Source organism: Streptomyces sp. NPDC048504, assembly GCF_043200035.1.
Classification (GTDB): Bacteria; Actinomycetota; Actinomycetes; order Streptomycetales; family Streptomycetaceae; genus Streptomyces.
In genome coordinates, this window is record NZ_JBICXA010000011.1 from 79,361 (window position 1) to 96,446 (window position 17,086).

The 17,086-nt window shown below is 71.6% G+C and carries 14 protein-coding genes; 5 read left to right on the top strand and 9 right to left on the bottom strand.

Features of this window, described 5'->3' with window-relative positions; translation table 11 throughout:
- Positions 1 to 107: 107 nt before the first annotated feature.
- Positions 108 to 263, bottom strand: coding sequence for a hypothetical protein (locus ACGFY9_RS26580; RefSeq protein WP_393758118.1), 156 nt, complete (start codon positions 261 to 263; stop codon positions 108 to 110).
- A 253-nt stretch (positions 264 to 516) separates the two neighbouring features.
- Between ACGFY9_RS26580 and ACGFY9_RS26585 the strand changes: the two genes are divergently transcribed.
- From ACGFY9_RS26585 to ACGFY9_RS26600, 4 genes are all read left to right on the top strand, one after another.
- A complete protein-coding gene (locus ACGFY9_RS26585) occupies positions 517 to 1,302 on the top strand; it encodes an IclR family transcriptional regulator (protein ID WP_393758120.1) in 786 nt (261 codons plus the stop codon).
- A 133-nt stretch (positions 1,303 to 1,435) separates the two neighbouring features.
- The gene (locus ACGFY9_RS26590) at positions 1,436 to 3,517 is read left to right on the top strand and encodes an FAD-dependent oxidoreductase (RefSeq protein WP_393758122.1); all 2,082 of its coding nucleotides are present in this window, start codon (positions 1,436 to 1,438) and stop codon (positions 3,515 to 3,517) included.
- A 50-nt stretch (positions 3,518 to 3,567) separates the two neighbouring features.
- The gene (locus ACGFY9_RS26595) at positions 3,568 to 4,821 is read left to right on the top strand and encodes an aromatic ring-hydroxylating dioxygenase subunit alpha (RefSeq protein ID WP_393758124.1); all 1,254 of its coding nucleotides are present in this window, start codon (positions 3,568 to 3,570) and stop codon (positions 4,819 to 4,821) included.
- Complete coding sequence (locus tag ACGFY9_RS26600) at positions 4,818 to 5,852, top strand: 2Fe-2S iron-sulfur cluster-binding protein (protein WP_393758126.1); 1,035 nt, start codon at positions 4,818 to 4,820, stop codon at positions 5,850 to 5,852. Before ACGFY9_RS26595 ends, ACGFY9_RS26600 begins: the two co-directional genes overlap by 4 nt.
- A gap of 60 nt (positions 5,853 to 5,912) precedes the next feature.
- Here ACGFY9_RS26600 and ACGFY9_RS26605 read toward each other — a convergent pair whose 3' ends face one another.
- From ACGFY9_RS26605 to ACGFY9_RS26640, 8 genes are all read right to left on the bottom strand, one after another.
- Entirely contained in the window at positions 5,913 to 6,422 is a 510-nt protein-coding gene (locus ACGFY9_RS26605) for an O-acetyl-ADP-ribose deacetylase (protein WP_393758128.1), read from the bottom strand.
- Positions 6,419 to 7,828, bottom strand: coding sequence for a phytoene desaturase family protein (locus ACGFY9_RS26610; protein WP_393758130.1), 1,410 nt, complete (start codon positions 7,826 to 7,828; stop codon positions 6,419 to 6,421). Before ACGFY9_RS26610 ends, ACGFY9_RS26605 begins: the two co-directional genes overlap by 4 nt.
- Positions 7,829 to 7,937: 109 nt before the next feature.
- Positions 7,938 to 8,780, bottom strand: coding sequence for an inositol monophosphatase family protein (locus ACGFY9_RS26615; protein ID WP_393758131.1), 843 nt, complete (start codon positions 8,778 to 8,780; stop codon positions 7,938 to 7,940).
- Between the two features lie 118 nt (positions 8,781 to 8,898).
- The gene (locus ACGFY9_RS26620) at positions 8,899 to 10,698 is read right to left on the bottom strand and encodes a gamma-glutamyltransferase family protein (protein WP_393758133.1); all 1,800 of its coding nucleotides are present in this window, start codon (positions 10,696 to 10,698) and stop codon (positions 8,899 to 8,901) included.
- A 35-nt stretch (positions 10,699 to 10,733) separates the two neighbouring features.
- Positions 10,734 to 12,740, bottom strand: coding sequence for a LamG-like jellyroll fold domain-containing protein (locus tag ACGFY9_RS26625; RefSeq protein ID WP_393758135.1), 2,007 nt, complete (start codon positions 12,738 to 12,740; stop codon positions 10,734 to 10,736).
- 366 nt (positions 12,741 to 13,106) lie between these two features.
- A complete protein-coding gene (locus ACGFY9_RS26630; RefSeq protein WP_393758137.1) occupies positions 13,107 to 13,934 on the bottom strand; it encodes a class I SAM-dependent methyltransferase in 828 nt (275 codons plus the stop codon).
- Positions 13,931 to 14,638: a response regulator gene (locus ACGFY9_RS26635; RefSeq protein WP_393758139.1), complete on the bottom strand. Its 708-nt coding sequence runs from the start codon at positions 14,636 to 14,638 to the stop codon at positions 13,931 to 13,933. Before ACGFY9_RS26635 ends, ACGFY9_RS26630 begins: the two co-directional genes overlap by 4 nt.
- Positions 14,635 to 15,750: a sensor histidine kinase gene (locus ACGFY9_RS26640; RefSeq protein WP_393758141.1), complete on the bottom strand. Its 1,116-nt coding sequence runs from the start codon at positions 15,748 to 15,750 to the stop codon at positions 14,635 to 14,637. The genes ACGFY9_RS26635 and ACGFY9_RS26640 overlap by 4 nt, the downstream gene beginning before the upstream one ends.
- A 165-nt stretch (positions 15,751 to 15,915) precedes the next feature.
- On the opposite strand from ACGFY9_RS26640, the gene ACGFY9_RS26645 reads away from it, so the two are divergent.
- The gene (locus ACGFY9_RS26645) at positions 15,916 to 16,911 is read left to right on the top strand and encodes a carboxymuconolactone decarboxylase family protein (protein ID WP_393758142.1); all 996 of its coding nucleotides are present in this window, start codon (positions 15,916 to 15,918) and stop codon (positions 16,909 to 16,911) included.
- Positions 16,912 to 17,086 lie beyond the last annotated feature (175 nt).

Sequence of the window (17,086 nt, forward strand, 5' to 3'; positions counted from 1 at the left end):
CGCGGGGGGGGGGGGGCGCCGGGGGGGCGGCGGCGGGGGGGGGGGGCCCCCCCCCGCCCCGCCCCCCCCCCCCCCCCGGCCCCCCCCCCCCCCCCCCCACCACTCGGTCAGGAGGGCAACAGCACCTTCACGGCTTCGTAGACGGCTGTCGCCGATCCGGCCAGTGAAGCCACCGTCCGGCCGAGGAGGGAGACCGTGTCGGCGGCACCCCGGATGCCGTCGCGCTGTTCCTCCGGGTTGCCGAGCCCCCGCTCGGTCGTCACGGCGGCACGCTCGCCCGCGTCCCGGTCTTCCTGCGACCCGGTCGCCCTTGAGGTCCTCACGGAACTGCTGGAGGGCCTTGCGGACGTCATAGGCCGCCGAACGCCTGGCACGCCCGCTCGTCGAAGAGGACGAACGGAGCCCACGACGTGAACGGGTGCTCGGGCAGGTCAGCACGAGAAGGCGCGTCATGGGGCCTGGAACCAGCCGCACGGGGCTCGCGGCCGGTCTCTGCCGCTCGATTACCCTTCCGCCATGACCAGCAACGGAAGCCGCCCGCGCGATCACTCGGTGCAGTCCGTCGACCGGGCGGTGTCGATCCTCCAGGTGCTGGCCACACGGGGCCCCAGCGGCGTGACCGAGATCGCCGAGGAGCTGGGGGTCCACAAGTCGACCGTGTTCCGGCTGCTGGCGACGCTGGAGTCACGGGGTCTGGTGGAGCAGGACACCGAGCGTGGGCGCTACCGCATCGGGTACACGATGGTCGAACTCGCGGCCGGGGCGAGCAAGGTGAACGACCTGTCCCTGCTGAGCCGTCCCGTCTGCCAGGAACTGGCCGCGGCCGTCGGTGACACCGTGAACGTGGCGATCCACGACGGGCACGACGTGATCAGCATCGACCAGGCGATCGGCGCGGCGGCGATCACGAGCATCGACTGGGTCGGCAGGCGCACCCCGATGCACGCCACCGGCGCGGGCAAGCTCTTCATGGCACACATGTCCCCGGACCGGGTCGCAGAGATCCTCGCGCGCGGGGTGGAGAAGTACACCCCGTACACCATCGTCGACCCGGCGCCCCTCGCGGCCGCGCTGGAGACGATCCGCGAGCGCGGCTACGCGACCACCAGCGAGGAGCACGAGATCGGGCTGGCCGTGATCGCCGCCCCGGTCCGAGCCCTGGACGGCAGCGTCATCGCGGCCGTGACCTTGTCCGGGCCGACCTTCCGCATCAACGAGGACACCGTTCCCGGTCTCGCGGAACAGGTGCTGGCGGCCGCCGCGAAGATCTCCTGGCGCCGGGGGTACGTGAAACGCGGATGAGCGCCGCGCGCACGGCGAGTTAACACGGCGGGCTCTTGACGGGTGGGGATTTCCAGCTCCACCATTTGTTTCGTATCGCGGAGCTGTTTCGCATAGCGAAACCATCCGCTCGGAGCTCTCCTGAGGAGCTGCTGTGCCCTCACCCGCCGCCGTGCCCGCACGCGTCCTGGACCCCCTGCTCCAGCCCTTCCGGCTCAAGCACCTCACCCTGCGCAACCGCGTGGTCAGCACCTCCCACGAACCGGCGTTCGGCGAGGACGGCCTGCCCAAGGACCGCTACCGGGCCTACCACGTGGAGAAGGCGCGGGGCGGGGTCGGCCTCACGATGATCGGCGGCTCGGCGGTGGTCTCGCCCGACAGCCCGCCCGCGTTCGGCAACCTGCTCCTGTACCGCGACGACATCGTGCCGTGGCTGCGCCGACTCGCCGACGACGTGCACGAGGCCGGGGCCGCGGTGATGTGCCAGGTCACCCATCTGGGCCGCCGTACCAGCAACTTCACCGGCGACTGGCTCCCGGTGGTGTCCGCCTCGGCGCTGCGCGAACCCGCGCACCGCGCCTTCCCGAAGGCCGCCGAGTCCTGGGACCTGGACCGGATCGTCGCCGACTACGCGGCCGCGGCGGTCCGTTGCAAGGAGGGCGGCCTCGACGGCATCGAACTGGAGGCGTACGGCCACCTGTTGGACAGCTTCCTGTCCCCCGCGACCAACCACCGCGACGACGAGTGGGGCGGCAGCCTGGCCAACCGCATGGCGTTTCCGCGCCGGGTGATCCGTGCCGTCCGCGAGGCCGTCGGCCCGGACTTCGTCGTCGGCATCCGGATGTCGCTCGACGAGGCACGCCCCGGCGGCCTCGCCGGTCTGACCTTCGAGGAAGCGCTCACCGCCGCCGAGCAATATGCCGCCGACGGCATCGACTTCCTCAGCGTCATCCACGGCTCCATCGAGAGCGACGCGTCCCTGACGAAGGCCATCCCGTCCATCGGCACCCCCCTCGGGCCGTACCTGGACTTCACCGGCGAGATCAAGCGACGCCTCTCCGTCCCGGTGATGCACGCGGCCCGCATCGCCGACGTCGCCACCGCGCGGCACGCCCTGCGCGAGGGACTGCTCGACCTGGTCGGCATGACCCGCGCGCAGATCGCCGATCCACACCTGGTCGCCAAGGTGACGGCCGGCCAGGAGGACCGCATCAGGCCCTGCGTCGGGGCGAGTTACTGCCTCGACGCGATCTACGACTCCGGCGACACCAAGTGCATCCACAACCCCGCGGTCGGCCGTGAACTCCAGGTACCGCACCTCGTCCGCGCCACAATCGGCCGCCGCAGGAAGGCAGTTGTGGTCGGCGGGGGCCCGGCCGGCCTGGAAGCGGCGCGCGTGCTCGGCGAACGCGGCCATGACGTCGTCCTGTTCGAGGCGGGCGACCGGCCCGGCGGCCAGATCAGGCTCGCCGCGTCGAACCCGCGCCGGGCCGACCTGATCCAGATCGTCGACTGGCGCCTCGCCGAGTGCAAACACCTCGGCGTCGACCTGCGCCTGGGCACGTACGCCGGGGCCGACGACGTCCTCGCCGAACGCCCCGACCTCGTGATCGTCGCCACCGGAGGCCTGCCCAACCGCAGCTTCCTCACCGCGGGCGAGGACCTGGTCTCCGACACCTGGGACGTGATGACGGGCTCGCTGCGCCGGCCGCACGGCGAGATCCTCGTCTACGACGACCACGGCGGTTACCCGGCGATGGACGCCGTGGAGGTCCTCGCCGCGTCACCCGGCGTCCGGATCGAGTACGTCACCCCCGAGCGCACCCTCGCCCCCGACGTCGGCAGCATGAACTCCCCTGCCTACCTACGGGCGTTCACGGAACACGACGTCACCACCACGCTCGCCCGGCGGCTCCGCTCCGTACGCCGGACCGGTGACGGGCGGCTCACCGCGACCCTCTACAGCGAGTACACCGAGACGGAGACCGAGCGGACCGTGGACCACGTGATCGTGGAGCACGGGACCCTGCCGAACGACGAGCTGTACGTCGGACTCCTCCCCGGCTCGACCAACCTCGGCGAGGTCGACCACCGCGCTCTGCTGGCGTACGAGGAGCAGTCGGTGGTCCGCAACGAGGCGGGCGACTACCAGCTGTTCCGCATCGGCGACGCCGTGGCCGCCCGCACGGTCCACGCCGCGGTCTACGACGCGCTGCGGCTGTGTCTGCCGGTCTGAGCGCCACCCCCGTCCGCACGTCAACTCCCCCGTCGTACCGGAGAGATGAGATGAAGCAAGCGACCCCAGACGTCGGCGACCTCGTTGCCCGACGTCCCGCCGGTCAGAGCCTCGAAGCCCCGTTCTACGTGAGCGAGGAGTTCTTCGACCTCGACATCGAGGCCGTCTTCGCCCGGAGTTGGCTGTTCGTGGCCGCCGAGGCGGAGCTCCCCGAGCCCGGCGACTACGTGACGGTCACCATCGGGTCGTACTCGGTCATCGTCGTGCGCGACGACGACGAGGACGTACGGGCCTTCCACAACGTCTGCCGCCACCGCGGCGCGCGCATCCTCAACGAGGAGCGGGGCTCGGTGGGCAACATCGTCTGCGGGTACCACCGTTGGACATATGGCATGGACGGCAGACTGCTGCACGCCGAGTCCCAGGCACCCGGCTTCGACCCGTCGTGCTTCGGGCTGCGGACCGTGCACGCGCGCACGGTGGCCGGGCTGGTCTTCATCTGCCTGGCCGACGAACCGCCCGCCGACTTCGACGAGGTCGCCGCCCGCATCGAGCCGTATCTCGCACCGCACGACCTGGCCAAGGCGAAGGTCGCCACGCAGATCGACCTGGTCGAGAACGGCAACTGGAAGCTGACCATGGAGAACAACCGGGAGTGCTACCACTGCGTGGGCCACCCCGAACTCCAGGCCTGCTACTTCCCCATCTACGGCTACCAGGAGCAGGACATCCCGCCCGCGCTGCGCCCCGCCTACGAGCGCTTCCTGCTGGCCGACGCCGAGGCCCGGAAGACCTACGACTCCCTGGGCCTGCCCTACGCCGAGATCGAGGAACTGGACACCCGCACCACCGGTTTCCGCATCCAGCGCGAACCCCTCGACCTGGCCGGGGAGTCCTACACCCCGGACGGCACGGCCGCGTGCAAACGGCTGCTGGCGGACTTCCCGACGGCCCGCCTGGGCCGCCTGTCGATGCATCTCCAGCCCAACTCCTGGTTCCATTTCATGGCCGACCACGCGATCACGTTCTCCACGATCCCGCTCGGCCCGGACCGCACCCTCGTCCGCACCACCTGGCTCGTACACGCCGACGCCGTGGAGGGGATCGACTACGACCTCGACACGATGACGAAGGTGTGGAAGGCCACCAACGACCAGGACGCGGTGCTCGTGGCCCGCGCCCACCAGGGCATCAGCAACCCGGCCTATCTGCCGGGCCCGTACGGCCCGACGGAGGAGCAGGTCGAGGCGTTCGTGAACTGGTACGTGACCAGACTCAAGGGGCACCTGGAGCTCCAGCCATGAGCGAGACCGAAGAGCTGCTGGTGTGCCGTCAGGTGCACCCGCTCACACACGACGTCACCACGTTCGTGTTCGAGTACGCCGAACCCCGGCTGTTCCGGCACGACCCGGGCCAGTTCCTGACGCTCACCCTCGACATCGAGGGCCGACCGGTCCAGCGCTGCTACACGATCTCCTCGTCGCCCACCCGCCCGTTCCTGCTCTCGATCACGGTGAAGCGCATACCGGGCGGGCTGGTGTCGAACTGGCTGCACGACCAGCTCCGGCCCGGCGACACCGTGCGGGCGCACGGACCGCTCGGCGAGTTCAGCACGGCCCGGCATCCGGCGCCCAAGTACCTGTTCCTGTCCGGGGGCGTGGGGGTGACGCCGCCGATGTCGATGACCAGGACGCTGTACGACCTGGCCGACCCCGCCGACGTGGTGTTCGTGCACAGCGCGCGCACCCCGGCGGACATCGTCTTCCGCCACGAACTCGACCTCATCGCCGCGACCGCGCCCAACATCCGCGTGGTCCACATCTGCGAGGAGGACCGCCCGTACGCCCCCTGGGGCGGCTACCGCGGCCGCCTCACGATCGAGACACTCCGGCAGGTCGCGCCGGACTTCCAGGAACGGGAGGTCTTCACCTGCGGTCCCGCCCCCTACATGGCCGCCGTACGGAAGATGCTGGCGGACGCGGGCCTCGACATGGACCGCTACCACGAGGAGAGCTTCACCTTCGAGACACCGGCCACGCAGGCCGAGGCCTCGCCGACCACCGCCACGGATACCGGTTTCAAGGTCGAGTTCACCCGCAGCGGCCGCACACTCGACTGCGACCCCGACACCTCGCTCCTCGCCGCCGCGTCCCGGGCCGGCCTCAGCCTGCCCGCCTCGTGCGCGCAGGGCATGTGCGGCACCTGCAAGACGACCCTGCTCTCCGGCTCCGTCGACATGCAGCACAACGGAGGCATCCGGCCACGCGAGATCACCCAGAACAAGATCCTGCTGTGCTGCTCGAAGCCGCTGGAGGATGTCGTGATCGACGCGTGAGGACGATCACAACTACCCAGGTTCCTCAGGCTAGTTGGGCTGACGGGCCACGACCGTCGGTCAGCGCACCTGCCGCCCGAACGCCTCGTACGCCGCCTCGTCGAAGAGCACGAACGTGACCTCCTCGACCGACGTCTCCGCCGCCCGCACCGTCTCTACGGCGATCCGCGCCGCGTCGTCCATCGGCCAGCCGAAGATCCCGGCCGAGACGGCGGGGAACGCGACCGTACGGGCGCCGAGTTCGTCGGCGACGCGCAGGGACTCGCGGTAGCAGGAGGTCAGCAGTACCGAGCGGTCCTCCTCGCGGGAGTACACCGGTCCCACGGTGTGGATCACCCACCGCGCGTCCAGTTCGCCCGCCGTCGTCGCGACCGCCTTGCCCGTCGCGAGGCCCTTGCCGTAGTGGGAGGCGCGGAGTTTTCGGCAGTCCGCCAGGATCGCGGGGCCGCCCCGGCGGTGGATCGCGCCGTCGACTCCTCCGCCGCCCAGGAGGGAGGAGTTGGCCGCGTTGACGATCGCGTCGGCGCTCTGGCGGGTGATGTCGCCCTGGACGAGAGTGATGGTGGTCATGACTGCCTCAGTCGTCGCCAGACGGCCTTCGCCGCGTTGTGTCCCGACATGCCGTGCACGCCGGGGCCGGGCGGGGTCGCCGAGGAACAGATGAAGATCGCCGGGTGCGGGGTGCCGTACGGGGAGAGGGAAAGCTTGGGGCGCAGCAGGATCTGCAGGCCGGAGACCGCGCCCGTGCCGATGTCGCCGCCCACGTAGTTGGCGTTGCGGGCGGCGAGTTCGGGCGGGCCCGCGGTCGCCCGGGCGAGGACGCGGTCGCGGAACCCCGGGGCGAAGCGCTCCAGTTGGCGTTCCAGGGCGTCCGTGAGGTCGCCGGTCCAGCCGCTGGGGACATGGCCATAGGCCCAGAAGACCTGTTTGCCGGCCGGGGCGCGGGTGGGGTCGACGATGCTGGGCTGCACGGTGATCAGGAACGGCCGGTCGGGGGCGCGGTTCTCGCGGGACGCGGCGCGCAGGGCGGTGCCGATCTCCGTGCTGTCGGCGCCGATCTGGACCGTGCCGGCGGTGCGCGCTTCCTTGGCGGTCCAGGGCACCGGGCCGTCCAGGGCGTAGTCGACCTTGAACACCCCCGCGCCGTAACGGTAGTTGGCGTAGTAGTCGCCGAAGCCCGCGATCTTCGCCAGGGCGGTGGGCGAGGTGTCGAAGACGTAGGAGCGGGCCGGCGGGAGGTCGTCGAGGCGCTTGACCTCGTAGTCGGTGTGGATCTCGCCGCCGAGGTCCTTCAGGTAGGCGGCCAAGGCGTCCGAGATGGACTGGGAGCCGCCGCGGGCCACCGGCCAGCCACGCGCGTGTGCCGCCAGGGCGAAGACCAGACCGATCGCGCCGGTCGCGAAGCCGCTGAGCGGGGCCATGACATGGCCGACCAGTCCGGCGAACAGGGCCTTTGCGCGCTCGTCCCGGAAGCGGCTGGTCAGCCAGGTCGACGGGGGCAGGCCGGCCAGTCCGAAGCGGGCGAGGGTGACCGGGTCGCGCGGCAGCGCGGTGCGCGGCAGGGACATGAAGTCGCGGACCAGGGTGTCCCACTTGGGGAGGAAGGGCTCGACCAGCCTGCGGTACGCGCCCGCGTCGCGCGGTCCGAACGAGGCGGCCGTCTCCGCGACCGACCGCGACAGCACGGCCGCGCTGCCGTCGGTGAAGGGATGCGCCATGGGCAGCTCGGGGTGCAGCCACTCCAGGCCGTAGCGCTCCAGCGGCAGGGCGCGGAACGCCGGGGAGTTGATGCCGAGCGGATGCGCCGCCGAGCACGGGTCGTGCCGGAAACCGGGGAGGGTCAGTTCCTCGGTGCGCGCGCCTCCGCCCACGGTGTCCCAGGCCTCGAACACGGCCACGGAGAAGCCGCGCCGGGCCAGCTCCACGGCGGCCGTCAGTCCGTTCGGCCCCGCACCCACCACGACCGCATCGAGCATCGACGGCACCTTGGGACCCCTTCGTCAGCCTATGGCCACTCGGGTTCAGGATATGCCGCAGGACTGACAACCCCGGGGCCAGCCCGTCCAGTGTGCGGAACCCGTGACCCTACGCCGCCCTCAGCAGCTCCATCACGCGCTGCGCGGTCGCCGCGTCCCGGGCCGCCGTGAACGGCAACGCGTTACCGCCCGTGATGCGGAACGGCTCGCCGGTGAGAGTGAGGTGGGCGCCGCCCGCCTCCTCGACGAGGAGCAGGCCCGCCGCATGATCCCAGGCCGCCTCCCAACTGAAGGCAACGGCATCCAACTCGCCCCGGGCGATGGCGAGATACTCCAGTCCGGCCGAGCCGCACGGGCGCGTGCGCACACCGTCCGCCCACAGGCCGAGCAGGGCGCGCTTCTGGGCGTCCGTCGTGTAGTCCGGGTGGGAGGTGGCGACTTCCAGGTCCCGGGCGGGGTCCGGGGCGCCGGAGCGCAGCCGTACGCCGTCGAGGAAGGCACCGCCGCCCCTGACGGCCGTGGCCATCTGGTCGCGGGCGGCCGCGTAGGTCCAGGAGGCGAGCAGCTCCCCGTGCCGGGCGAGCGCGACCAGGGTGCAGAAGCCGGTCTCGCCGCGCACGAACTGCCGTGTCCCGTCGACCGGGTCGACGATCCAGACCGGGGCATCGCCCTGTATCGCCTCGTACGTCTCCGGGTCGGCGTGCACCGCTTCCTCGCCGACGACGACGGAGCCGGGCAGGAGGGAGCCGAGGACCTTCGTCAGATACCGCTCGGCATTGCGGTCGGCGTCCGTGACCAGGTCGTGCGGGCCGCTCTTCTGGTCGACCTCGTGCGCCGCGAGCTGCCGGAAGCGGGGCATGATCTCGGTGGCGGCCGCCTGGCGGATGGCCTCTTCGACGTCGGTGGTGTGCTGTACGAGAAACTCGTCGATGGTTTCGGTGTCTTCGATCATGCCTCCATGAGAGCACGCGTCACTGACAATCCCCACCCGCCCGGTGCACACCGGGTGGAATCACCATGAACACCCGGAGCTGGAGATCACCGGGCGCCGGTCCCCTCCCGCGGGCGGCTCAGCGCCCCACGGCGTAGCCCTGCATGCCCCGCGGGTTCGCCGCCGCCGACAGGATCCCGGCCTCTGGGTCCCGGGCGACCGCGCACAGCCGCCCCTCGGACCAGGCTTCGCCGACGGTCACGTCATGTCCGCGCCGCCGCAGCTCCTCCACGACCGCCTCGTCCATGCGGGACTCGACCGTCACGCTCCCCGGTCGCATGCCGCGCGGGTAGAAGGAGCCGGGGAAGCTGTCGTTGTGCCAGTTCGGGGCGTCGATCGCACCCTGGAGGTCGAGTCCGCCGCGCGCCCTCGCGCGCGTGGCGACCGCCAGGAAGAAATGCAGCTGCCACTGGTCCTGCTGGTCCCCGCCGGGCGTGCCGAACGCCAGCACCGGCACTCCGTCCCGCAGGGCGATCGACGGGGTGAGCGTGGTGCGCGGACGGCGGCCCGGGGCAAGGGAGTTGGGCAGGCCGGGCTCCAGCCAGGCCATCTGGAGCCGGGTGCCGAGGGGGAAGCCCAGCTCGGGCACCACCGGGTTGGACTGCAGCCAGCCGCCGCTGGGCGTGGCCGCGATCATGTTGCCCCAGCGGTCGACGACGTCGAGGTGGCAGGTGTCGCCCCGGGTCCCGCCGTCGGCACTCACCCGCGCGACGGTCGGCTCCCCCGCCCCCATCGGGTCGAACCCGGACTCCTTGGGAGCCACCACGCGCGCGTGCTCGCAGAGTCGCGGCGCGCGCCCTCCAGGACTCCCCGGCCGCAGCTCGTACGACGCCTTCTCGCCGATCAGCTCCCGCCGCGCCGCGTTGTAGTCGGCCGACAGCAGATCCCCAAGCGGTACGGCGTCCTCGCCCGCGTCCCCGTACCAGGCCTCCCGGTCGGCCATCGCGAGCTTGCAGCCCTCGATCAGCAGATGGACGTAGTCGGCGGACTCGTAGGCGGGCAACTCGGCAGGGAGCAGCGCGAGTTGCTGGAGGAAGGCCGGGCCCTGGCTCCAGGGGCCTGCCTTGCAGAGCGTCCAGCCGTTCCAGTCGTACGTCGCCGGTGCCTCGTAGGACGCGGACCAGGAGGCCAGGTCGGCGGCTGTCAGCGTGCCGGTGTGGCGTTCGCCGCTGGTGTCCATGGTGGGCCGCGCGGACTGCTGTACGAGGGCCTCGGCGATGAACCCGGACCGCCACACTTCCCGCGCCGCCTCGATCTGGGACTCCCGGTCCCCCGCCCCGGCGACCTCGGCGAGGAGCCGCTTCCAGGTGGCGGCGAGGGCGGGGTTGCGGAACAGCTCGCCGGGCCGGGGTGCCTTCCCCTCGGGCAGGTACACGTCCGCCGACGAGGTCCACTCCGTCTCGAACAGCTCCCGTACGGCCTCGACGGTCGCCCCGACGTTCTCCACGCACGCGTGGCCGTCCTCGGCGTACCCGATGGCGTACTTCAGGACGTCGGCCAGGGACTTCGTGCCGTAGTCCCTGAGGAGGAGCATCCAGGCGTCGAAGGTGCCCGGGACCGCCGCCGCCAAGGGTCCCGTACCGGGTACGAGATCCAGACCGAGCCCCCTGTAGTGCTCGATCGTCGCTCCGGCCGGGGCGACGCCCTGGCCGCACAGCACCCGCACCTCCCCGCCCGCAGGGGCGAGGAGGATGGGCACCTCACCGGCGGGTCCGTTGAGATGCGGCTCCACGACGTGCAGGACGAACGCCCCGGCGACGGCGGCGTCGTACGCGTTGCCGCCGTCCTCCAGGACGGCCATCGCCGACTGCGAGGCCAGCCAGTGGGTGGAGGACACCATGCCGAAGGTGCCCTGGAGGGTGGGGCGGGTGGTGAACATACGGAAAATCTACCGACCCGGGGAGCCGGCGGAACCTAGGCGTTCATGAACTGCCCAGGCCGCAGCGCCCGGTTGCTGATCCGGACATCGCCGATGGTGCCGTGGAAGACCTGGCTGACCGCGCCCGCCCACTGGTAACCGCCCAGCAGGAACGGCATGTTGAGGGTGGTCAGGCCGACGGCCGTGCTGGTCGGGTTGCGGCCCTCCTCGCAGCCGTTGACGTAGAGCTTGCTGACGCGGCCGTCGTTGGCGACGGCGACGTGCCACCACTCCTCCTGCTGGAGGAGGTGGCTCCAGGCGGTCGTGGCGCCGTTCTGGTTGAGCGGGTAGGCGTTCCACTGCAGCTCGATGGAGCTGGACAGGCTGATGGTCAGGACGGGTTCGTCGGCGGTGGCGGAGGGGCCGTTCTTGCCCGCCTGGGCCGCCGTGCCCGCGCGGCTGAGCATCGAGGACCAGCCGTTGCGGCCGCCGTCCCAGTCGGCCGGGACCTTGAAGAAGACCTCGAAGGTGAAGCCGCGGTCGAAGGTCTCGCGGTTGAGCGGTGCCTGGTCGACGGTCTGGAGATACGCGCCGCTGACCGGGTTGCCCTGGCCCGCGAACACCAGCCCCGCGTGGGCGGGTTGGTCCGGGTGGTGGTCGCCGGTCCAGGTGAGCGCGTGCGCCGTGGTGCCGGGGACGGTCTTCAGGACGAGGTCGTTGCCGTGGCCCGCCTGGTCCTTGACGACCGTGCCGGAGGCGACATCGCTGCCCGCCGTACCGCCCTCGTCGAACCGCCAGTACGCCAGCGTGCCCGGCAGCAACATCCGGCGCGGGGGGCGGGACTTGCGCGGCGGCACCGGCGCGAACCCGGCGAAGCGCTTCTCGAAGTCGATCTCCATCGAGAAGTAGTCGACCTTCGACGTGAGTTCGAGTTCCTTCGCCGCGAGGGCGTTCAACTCGCCCCGCTCCGCCAGCTCGCGGATCCACGGCGAGAAGGTCGCGACGTCGATCATGCCCCGGTCGAGGTCGAAGCGGTAGGAGCGGATCATGCCCGCGCCGCCGTAGTAGCGGTCCTGGTAGTTGGTGATGTGCAGGTGGACGTCGTTCCCCGCGCTGTTCTTCAGCACCGTGCTGCCGGGCGGCCAGTAGTGGCCGTTGAGGGTGAGGAAGATCTGGTCGTTGTCCTTGATCAGGCCGTCCCACAACTGCTGTCCGTAGTCGGAGAGTTCGGCGACGCCGTCCTCGTCCGAGCCGACGATCTCGTGCGTGGTGACGATCACCGGAAGCGTCGGGTTCGCGGCGATGACGGCATTCGCCCACGCGAAGCCCTTCGCCGAGAGCCGCCAGTCGAGCGACAGCAGCATCCAACTCCGGCCGCCCGCGCGGTAGATGTGCGCGGTGTTGTAGCCGTCGGGGCTGGAGGAGTGGTACCCGGGCGTCTTCCTGGCCCGTGCCGGGCTGAAGGTGTCCAGGTAAGGGGTGGCGCCGCGCTGGTCGTCGTTGCGGACGTCGTGGTTGCCGGCCAGCACGCCGTACGAGGCGCCCGCGCGGTCCAGCATGTCGAACACCTTGGTGACCGCCGCGTACTCCCCGGCGAGCCCGTTCTGCGTCACGTCACCGAGGTGCGCCAGGAACACGATGTTCTCGTCGTTGCCGCCCGCGCGCCCCGCCGGATCGAGGACGTAGCGGAACGACGCCTCCATCGGCACCGGGTGGATGCGGTCCTGGTCGAACATGTACTGCGTGTCGGGCATCACGACGACGGTGAACCGGGGGTTGTCCGGATCCGGGTCCCACTTCCCGCGCGGCGCGGGTGACATCGTTGTCCGACCGTACGGATCGTCGTCCCTGCCACCGCCGTTCGCGTATGCAGGAGCCGCGCCGAGCAGCCCCGCGGCGGCCGTTCCCGCACCGAGCGCACCGGCCCGGTGCAGGAACGTACGGCGGCTCGACGCGGCGACGCCGTCGCCGTCGAGGTCCGCGGTGCGGGGGCAGTCGCAGCCCGCAGCGTGCTGGTCGTCGTGGTCGTGGAGGCCTCTGTCACCCGCGGGCGAGCTGTCCATGTCCGCTCCAATGCCGAGTAGAAGAACGGCGTCACGCTACGGACGGCTGCGGTACGGCGGGCTTGCGCGCCGGGTACCGGTGGCCGAACGCTCCCCCAACACCACTCGCCCCACTAGGGCCTGTCCGGCGGATCAGGTCGCAGGAGACCGACGGCATCTGATCAGCGCCGGTGAGCGGGGCCTGGTGCGTGCAGCTGCAAGGCGGAGGAGGGCGGCAACGCGATGGGGGTCCCCCGCGCGAGGTCGTTCGAGCGTGGGGGAGTTGGCAACCGACGACAACGCGGCTGGGGGTCCCCCCACGCCTTTAAGGCAGTGGGGGAGTGCGTGCCAGGCCCCGCGTCTGCGGCATGATCCGCCGGACAGGTCCTAGTCCCGGCGCCTGCCCGCCGTGAGCAGATGGCCGCTGGTGCCGAGCAGCGTGGGCTCGGACTCGATGTGGCGGGTGGCCGTCAGGACGGCCTCGCGGCGGTACGGGTCGTCCAGCCAGGCCTCGATGCCGCCCATCAGCCAGGCGACGCCTTCGAGGCCGTACTGGCCCTCGACGGTGAGTGCCACGTCCGTGAACTCCTCGGGGGCTTCGTGCGGTTGGGCGAAGTAGGCGGTCGTGAAGTGGCCGCCGTCCTCGGAGTCGTGGCGTCCCTCCTCCATCTCGCGGTCGATCCGCGCGCGGTGCGGCTCGGTGAAGTACAACTCCTGCCTGAGCATGTCGTGCAGTCCCGCGAACCGGTTGATTGTCGCCGCGACGACCTGCCCACCCGGCCGCACCACCCGACGCGCCTCGCTCAACGCCCTTACGCGGTCGGCCCGTTCGGGCAGGTGGTACAGCGGTCCGAGCAGCAACACCACGTCGTACGACGCGTCTTGGGCGGGCAGTGCCCTGGCGTCCCCGGCGCGGGCGGTGACCCCCGGCAGCCGGCCCGCCTGCTCCACGTGCAGTGGTACGGGGTCGACGAGTTCGACCTCGTACCCGTCCCCCGCGAGCCACTCGGCATGGACGCCGCTGCCTCCGCCGACGTCCAGGAGCTTCGCGGGGGCCGTCGGCAGCAGTCGCCGCAGCACGTCCTGGGTGCGCCAGAACTCCAGCCGGTCGGAGCCCTGTCTGAGGCGGCCGTCCTCCTTGCCCTGGGCGTAGTAGGCGAGGATCTCCTCGCGAACACGGACGGCGGGGTCCTGCGCGCGTGTCGTCTCGGTCATCGCCCCAGGGTGTGATCCGGCGGGTCCGGCTCGCAACGGGATTCCGGCGTGCGGGCCGTCACCAAGCCCGACTCGTAGGCGAACACGACGAGTTGGGCCCGGTCCCGTGCCCCGAGTTTGGTCATCGCCCGGCTGATGTGGGTCTTCGCCGTGAACGGGCTGATCACCATGTGGGCGGCGATCTCCTCGTTGGTGAGGCCGCGGGCGGCGAGCGCGGTGACCTCGCGTTCCCGGCGCGTGAGGTGTTCCAGGCCGGAGGGGGTGGAGCGGTCCGGCGGCCGGGAGACGAACTCGCCGATGAGCGTGCGGGTGACGGCCGGGGACAGGAGTGCCTCGCCGCCGGCCACGATCTCGATCGCCTGGAGCAGGTCCGCCGGGTCGGTGTCCTTGAGGAGGAAGCCGCTGGCACCCGCGCGCAGCGCCTCGAAGACGTACTCGTCCAGACCGTAGTTGGTGAGGATGACTACCCGTACCGCAGAGAGGGCGGGGTCCGCTGCGATGCGGCGGGTCGCCTCGATGCCCGTCATCACCGGCATCTGCACGTCGATCAGCGCGATGTCCGGCAGTTGGGCGCGGACGAGGGCCACGCCCTGCTCGCCGTTCGCCGCCTCACCCACCACCTCGATGCCCTCCTCGGCGTCGAGCAGGGCGCGGAAGCCCGCGCGCATCAGCGCCTGGTCGTCGACGACCGCGACCCGGATCATCCCGTCTCCCCCAACGGCAGTTCGGCCCGTACCGAGAAGCCGCCCTCCGCGCGCGGGGCGGTGTGCAGGGTGCCCCCGAGGGCAGCGACGCGTTCCCGCATGCCGGTGAGACCGATGCCCGGCTTCGGCGGGCAGTCGGGGTCGGCCGCTCCGTCGTCCTCCACCCGTATCGTCAAGTCCTCCTCGCCGTAGTCGAGTTGGACGTTGACCTTCGCCGGGCCCGCGTGCCGGGCGGCGTTGGTGAGGGCCTCCTGGACGATGCGGTACACCGCGCGGTCGACCGTCGCGGCGAGGGGGCGTTCCTCGCCGGTCACCGCGAGTTCGACGGCGAGACCCGCCGCGCAGGCCCGCTCGACGAGCAGCGCGGGGGTGCCGGTGGGCTCCTCGGTGGTGCGCAGGATCTCCAGGGTGGCCCGCAGTTCGCGCATCGCCTCTCCGCCCGCCTCCTGGATGGCGAGCAGCGCGGGTGGCACCTCCTCGCCGCGCTTGCGGGCGAGGTGGACGGCGACTCCCGCCTGGAGCTTGACGATCGAGATGCTGTGGGTGAGGGAGTCGTGCAACTCCCTTGCTATGCGCAGACGTTCCTCGCCCGCGCGCCGCAACGCGGCCTCCTCGCGGGTACGTTCGGCCTCCAGGGCGCGCTGTTCCGTCTGGCGCAGATACGCCCGCCAGTTGCGGTCGGCGAGGCCGGTGATCACCGCGCACAGGAACCAGCCGGCCAGCAGCGCGGTCCGCTCGACCACCTGCTGGGTCGTCGGCCCGGTCGTGAAGTACGCCACCAGGAACGCCCCGCCGCCCGCCGCCGCCGTACCGCGGTGTCCCGCGCGGGCCGCCGTGTGCATGGCGGCGAAGACGGGCAGACCGGCGACCGGCCCCGGGTGGGCGTGCAAGACGTAGGCCGCCTCCGCCGCCGCGGTCACCGCGAGGACCGCCCGCGGAGCCGTCTGGTAGAAGGCCAGGGCCGCCGACGCGAGGGCCATCAGCACGTAGTCGAGGGCGGTCGTGTCCGCGTCGAAGGCCGCGACGGCCACGACAAGGGCACCGATCACGACCGCGAGGGACGCGTCGGCGAAGCGCCTGCGTGGGGTCACATCGACCGGGAACCCGCTCATGTCCGCACACTAGACCGCCGCGCCGACACGGGCGTCAGCCCTGTGGACAACTCCTGGACTACTCCCCACGCAGTAGTCCGCGACGCCCCGGACCTCCCCGTCGTAGCCCCAACTGCCTTCGCCCGTACGACGACCCGGACCACCCCGGCCGCGCACGCTGCTGCCATGCCCACACCCTTCCGGCACACCCGGCCCCCGTCGCCGAAGTCGGCCACAGGCCGCACCTCCGAGGTCTTCGAGCAGATCGCCGTCGACTTCGGGATCGAACGGCCCCCGACCTTCGTGGTCCTGTCCTCCGCGCCCGAACTCCTCGCGCCCGCCTGGGCGTTGATGCGGGAGTCGCTGATCGCGGGCGCCGGCAGCCGCACCGGCAAGGAGCTGGCCGCCCTCGGTGTCTCGCTCGCCAACAAGTGCCCGTTCTGCGCGGACGCGCACACCGTCCTGCTGCACGCCACCGGCGACCACGCCCTCGCCGAGCACCTGGCCCGGGGCGGCACCCCGCAGAACGAGGACCACGCGCGCGTGCTCGACTGGGGCCGCCGGACGCGGATCCCGGGCGCGGCCCTGACGCCGTACCCGTTCCCGCGCGAGCAGGCGCCCGCCTACCTGGGGAGCGCCCTCGCCTTCCACTTCATCAACCGCATCGTGTCGGCCCTGCTCACCGAACAGCTCCTCCCGGGCAACGCCCAGCGGTTCCGGGCGGTACGGAGCCTCGCGGGGCGTTCCGTCGCCCGCACCGTGCGCCGGACCGCCGTACCAGGAGCGGCACTCCCCCTGCTCGACGCCCCGGGACCCGGCCCGGACTGGGCGGCCGGAACCCCCGTGGGCCCGGCCTACGACGCGCTCCGTACGGCCGCGCACACGGGCGCCGAGCTGCTCGACGCCGACGACCGGACGCTCGTACGGGAGACGCTGTGGGCCTGGGACGGTTCGCATCCGCCGGTCGTGCTACGAGGCTTTCCGAACCGGCGGGAGCGGCCCGCGGCACGCCTCGCGGTGCTGGCCGCGCTCGCGCCGTACCGGATCACGGACGAGGATGTGGCGGCCTGGCGCGGGGCGCGGCACAGTGACGCGAGTCTCGTGCGGCTCGTGGCGTACGGCGCGTTCGCGGCCGTCGAACGGATCGAGACGACGATGCGCGTGCCGGTCACCCGCCCCTGAGGCGCACACAAGAGACAGACATGGGGACGGACATTTAGGTACACACGGCCCGTCGGCAGTGAGGCACTGTCACCGCACAGGCACGGAGCGAGTTCACACTTCCGCCTCACAGGCAGTCATGTGACACTGGCCGTCCCCGTCCGCAGTGCGGACCCGCTCCGCACCCGTCCCCCAC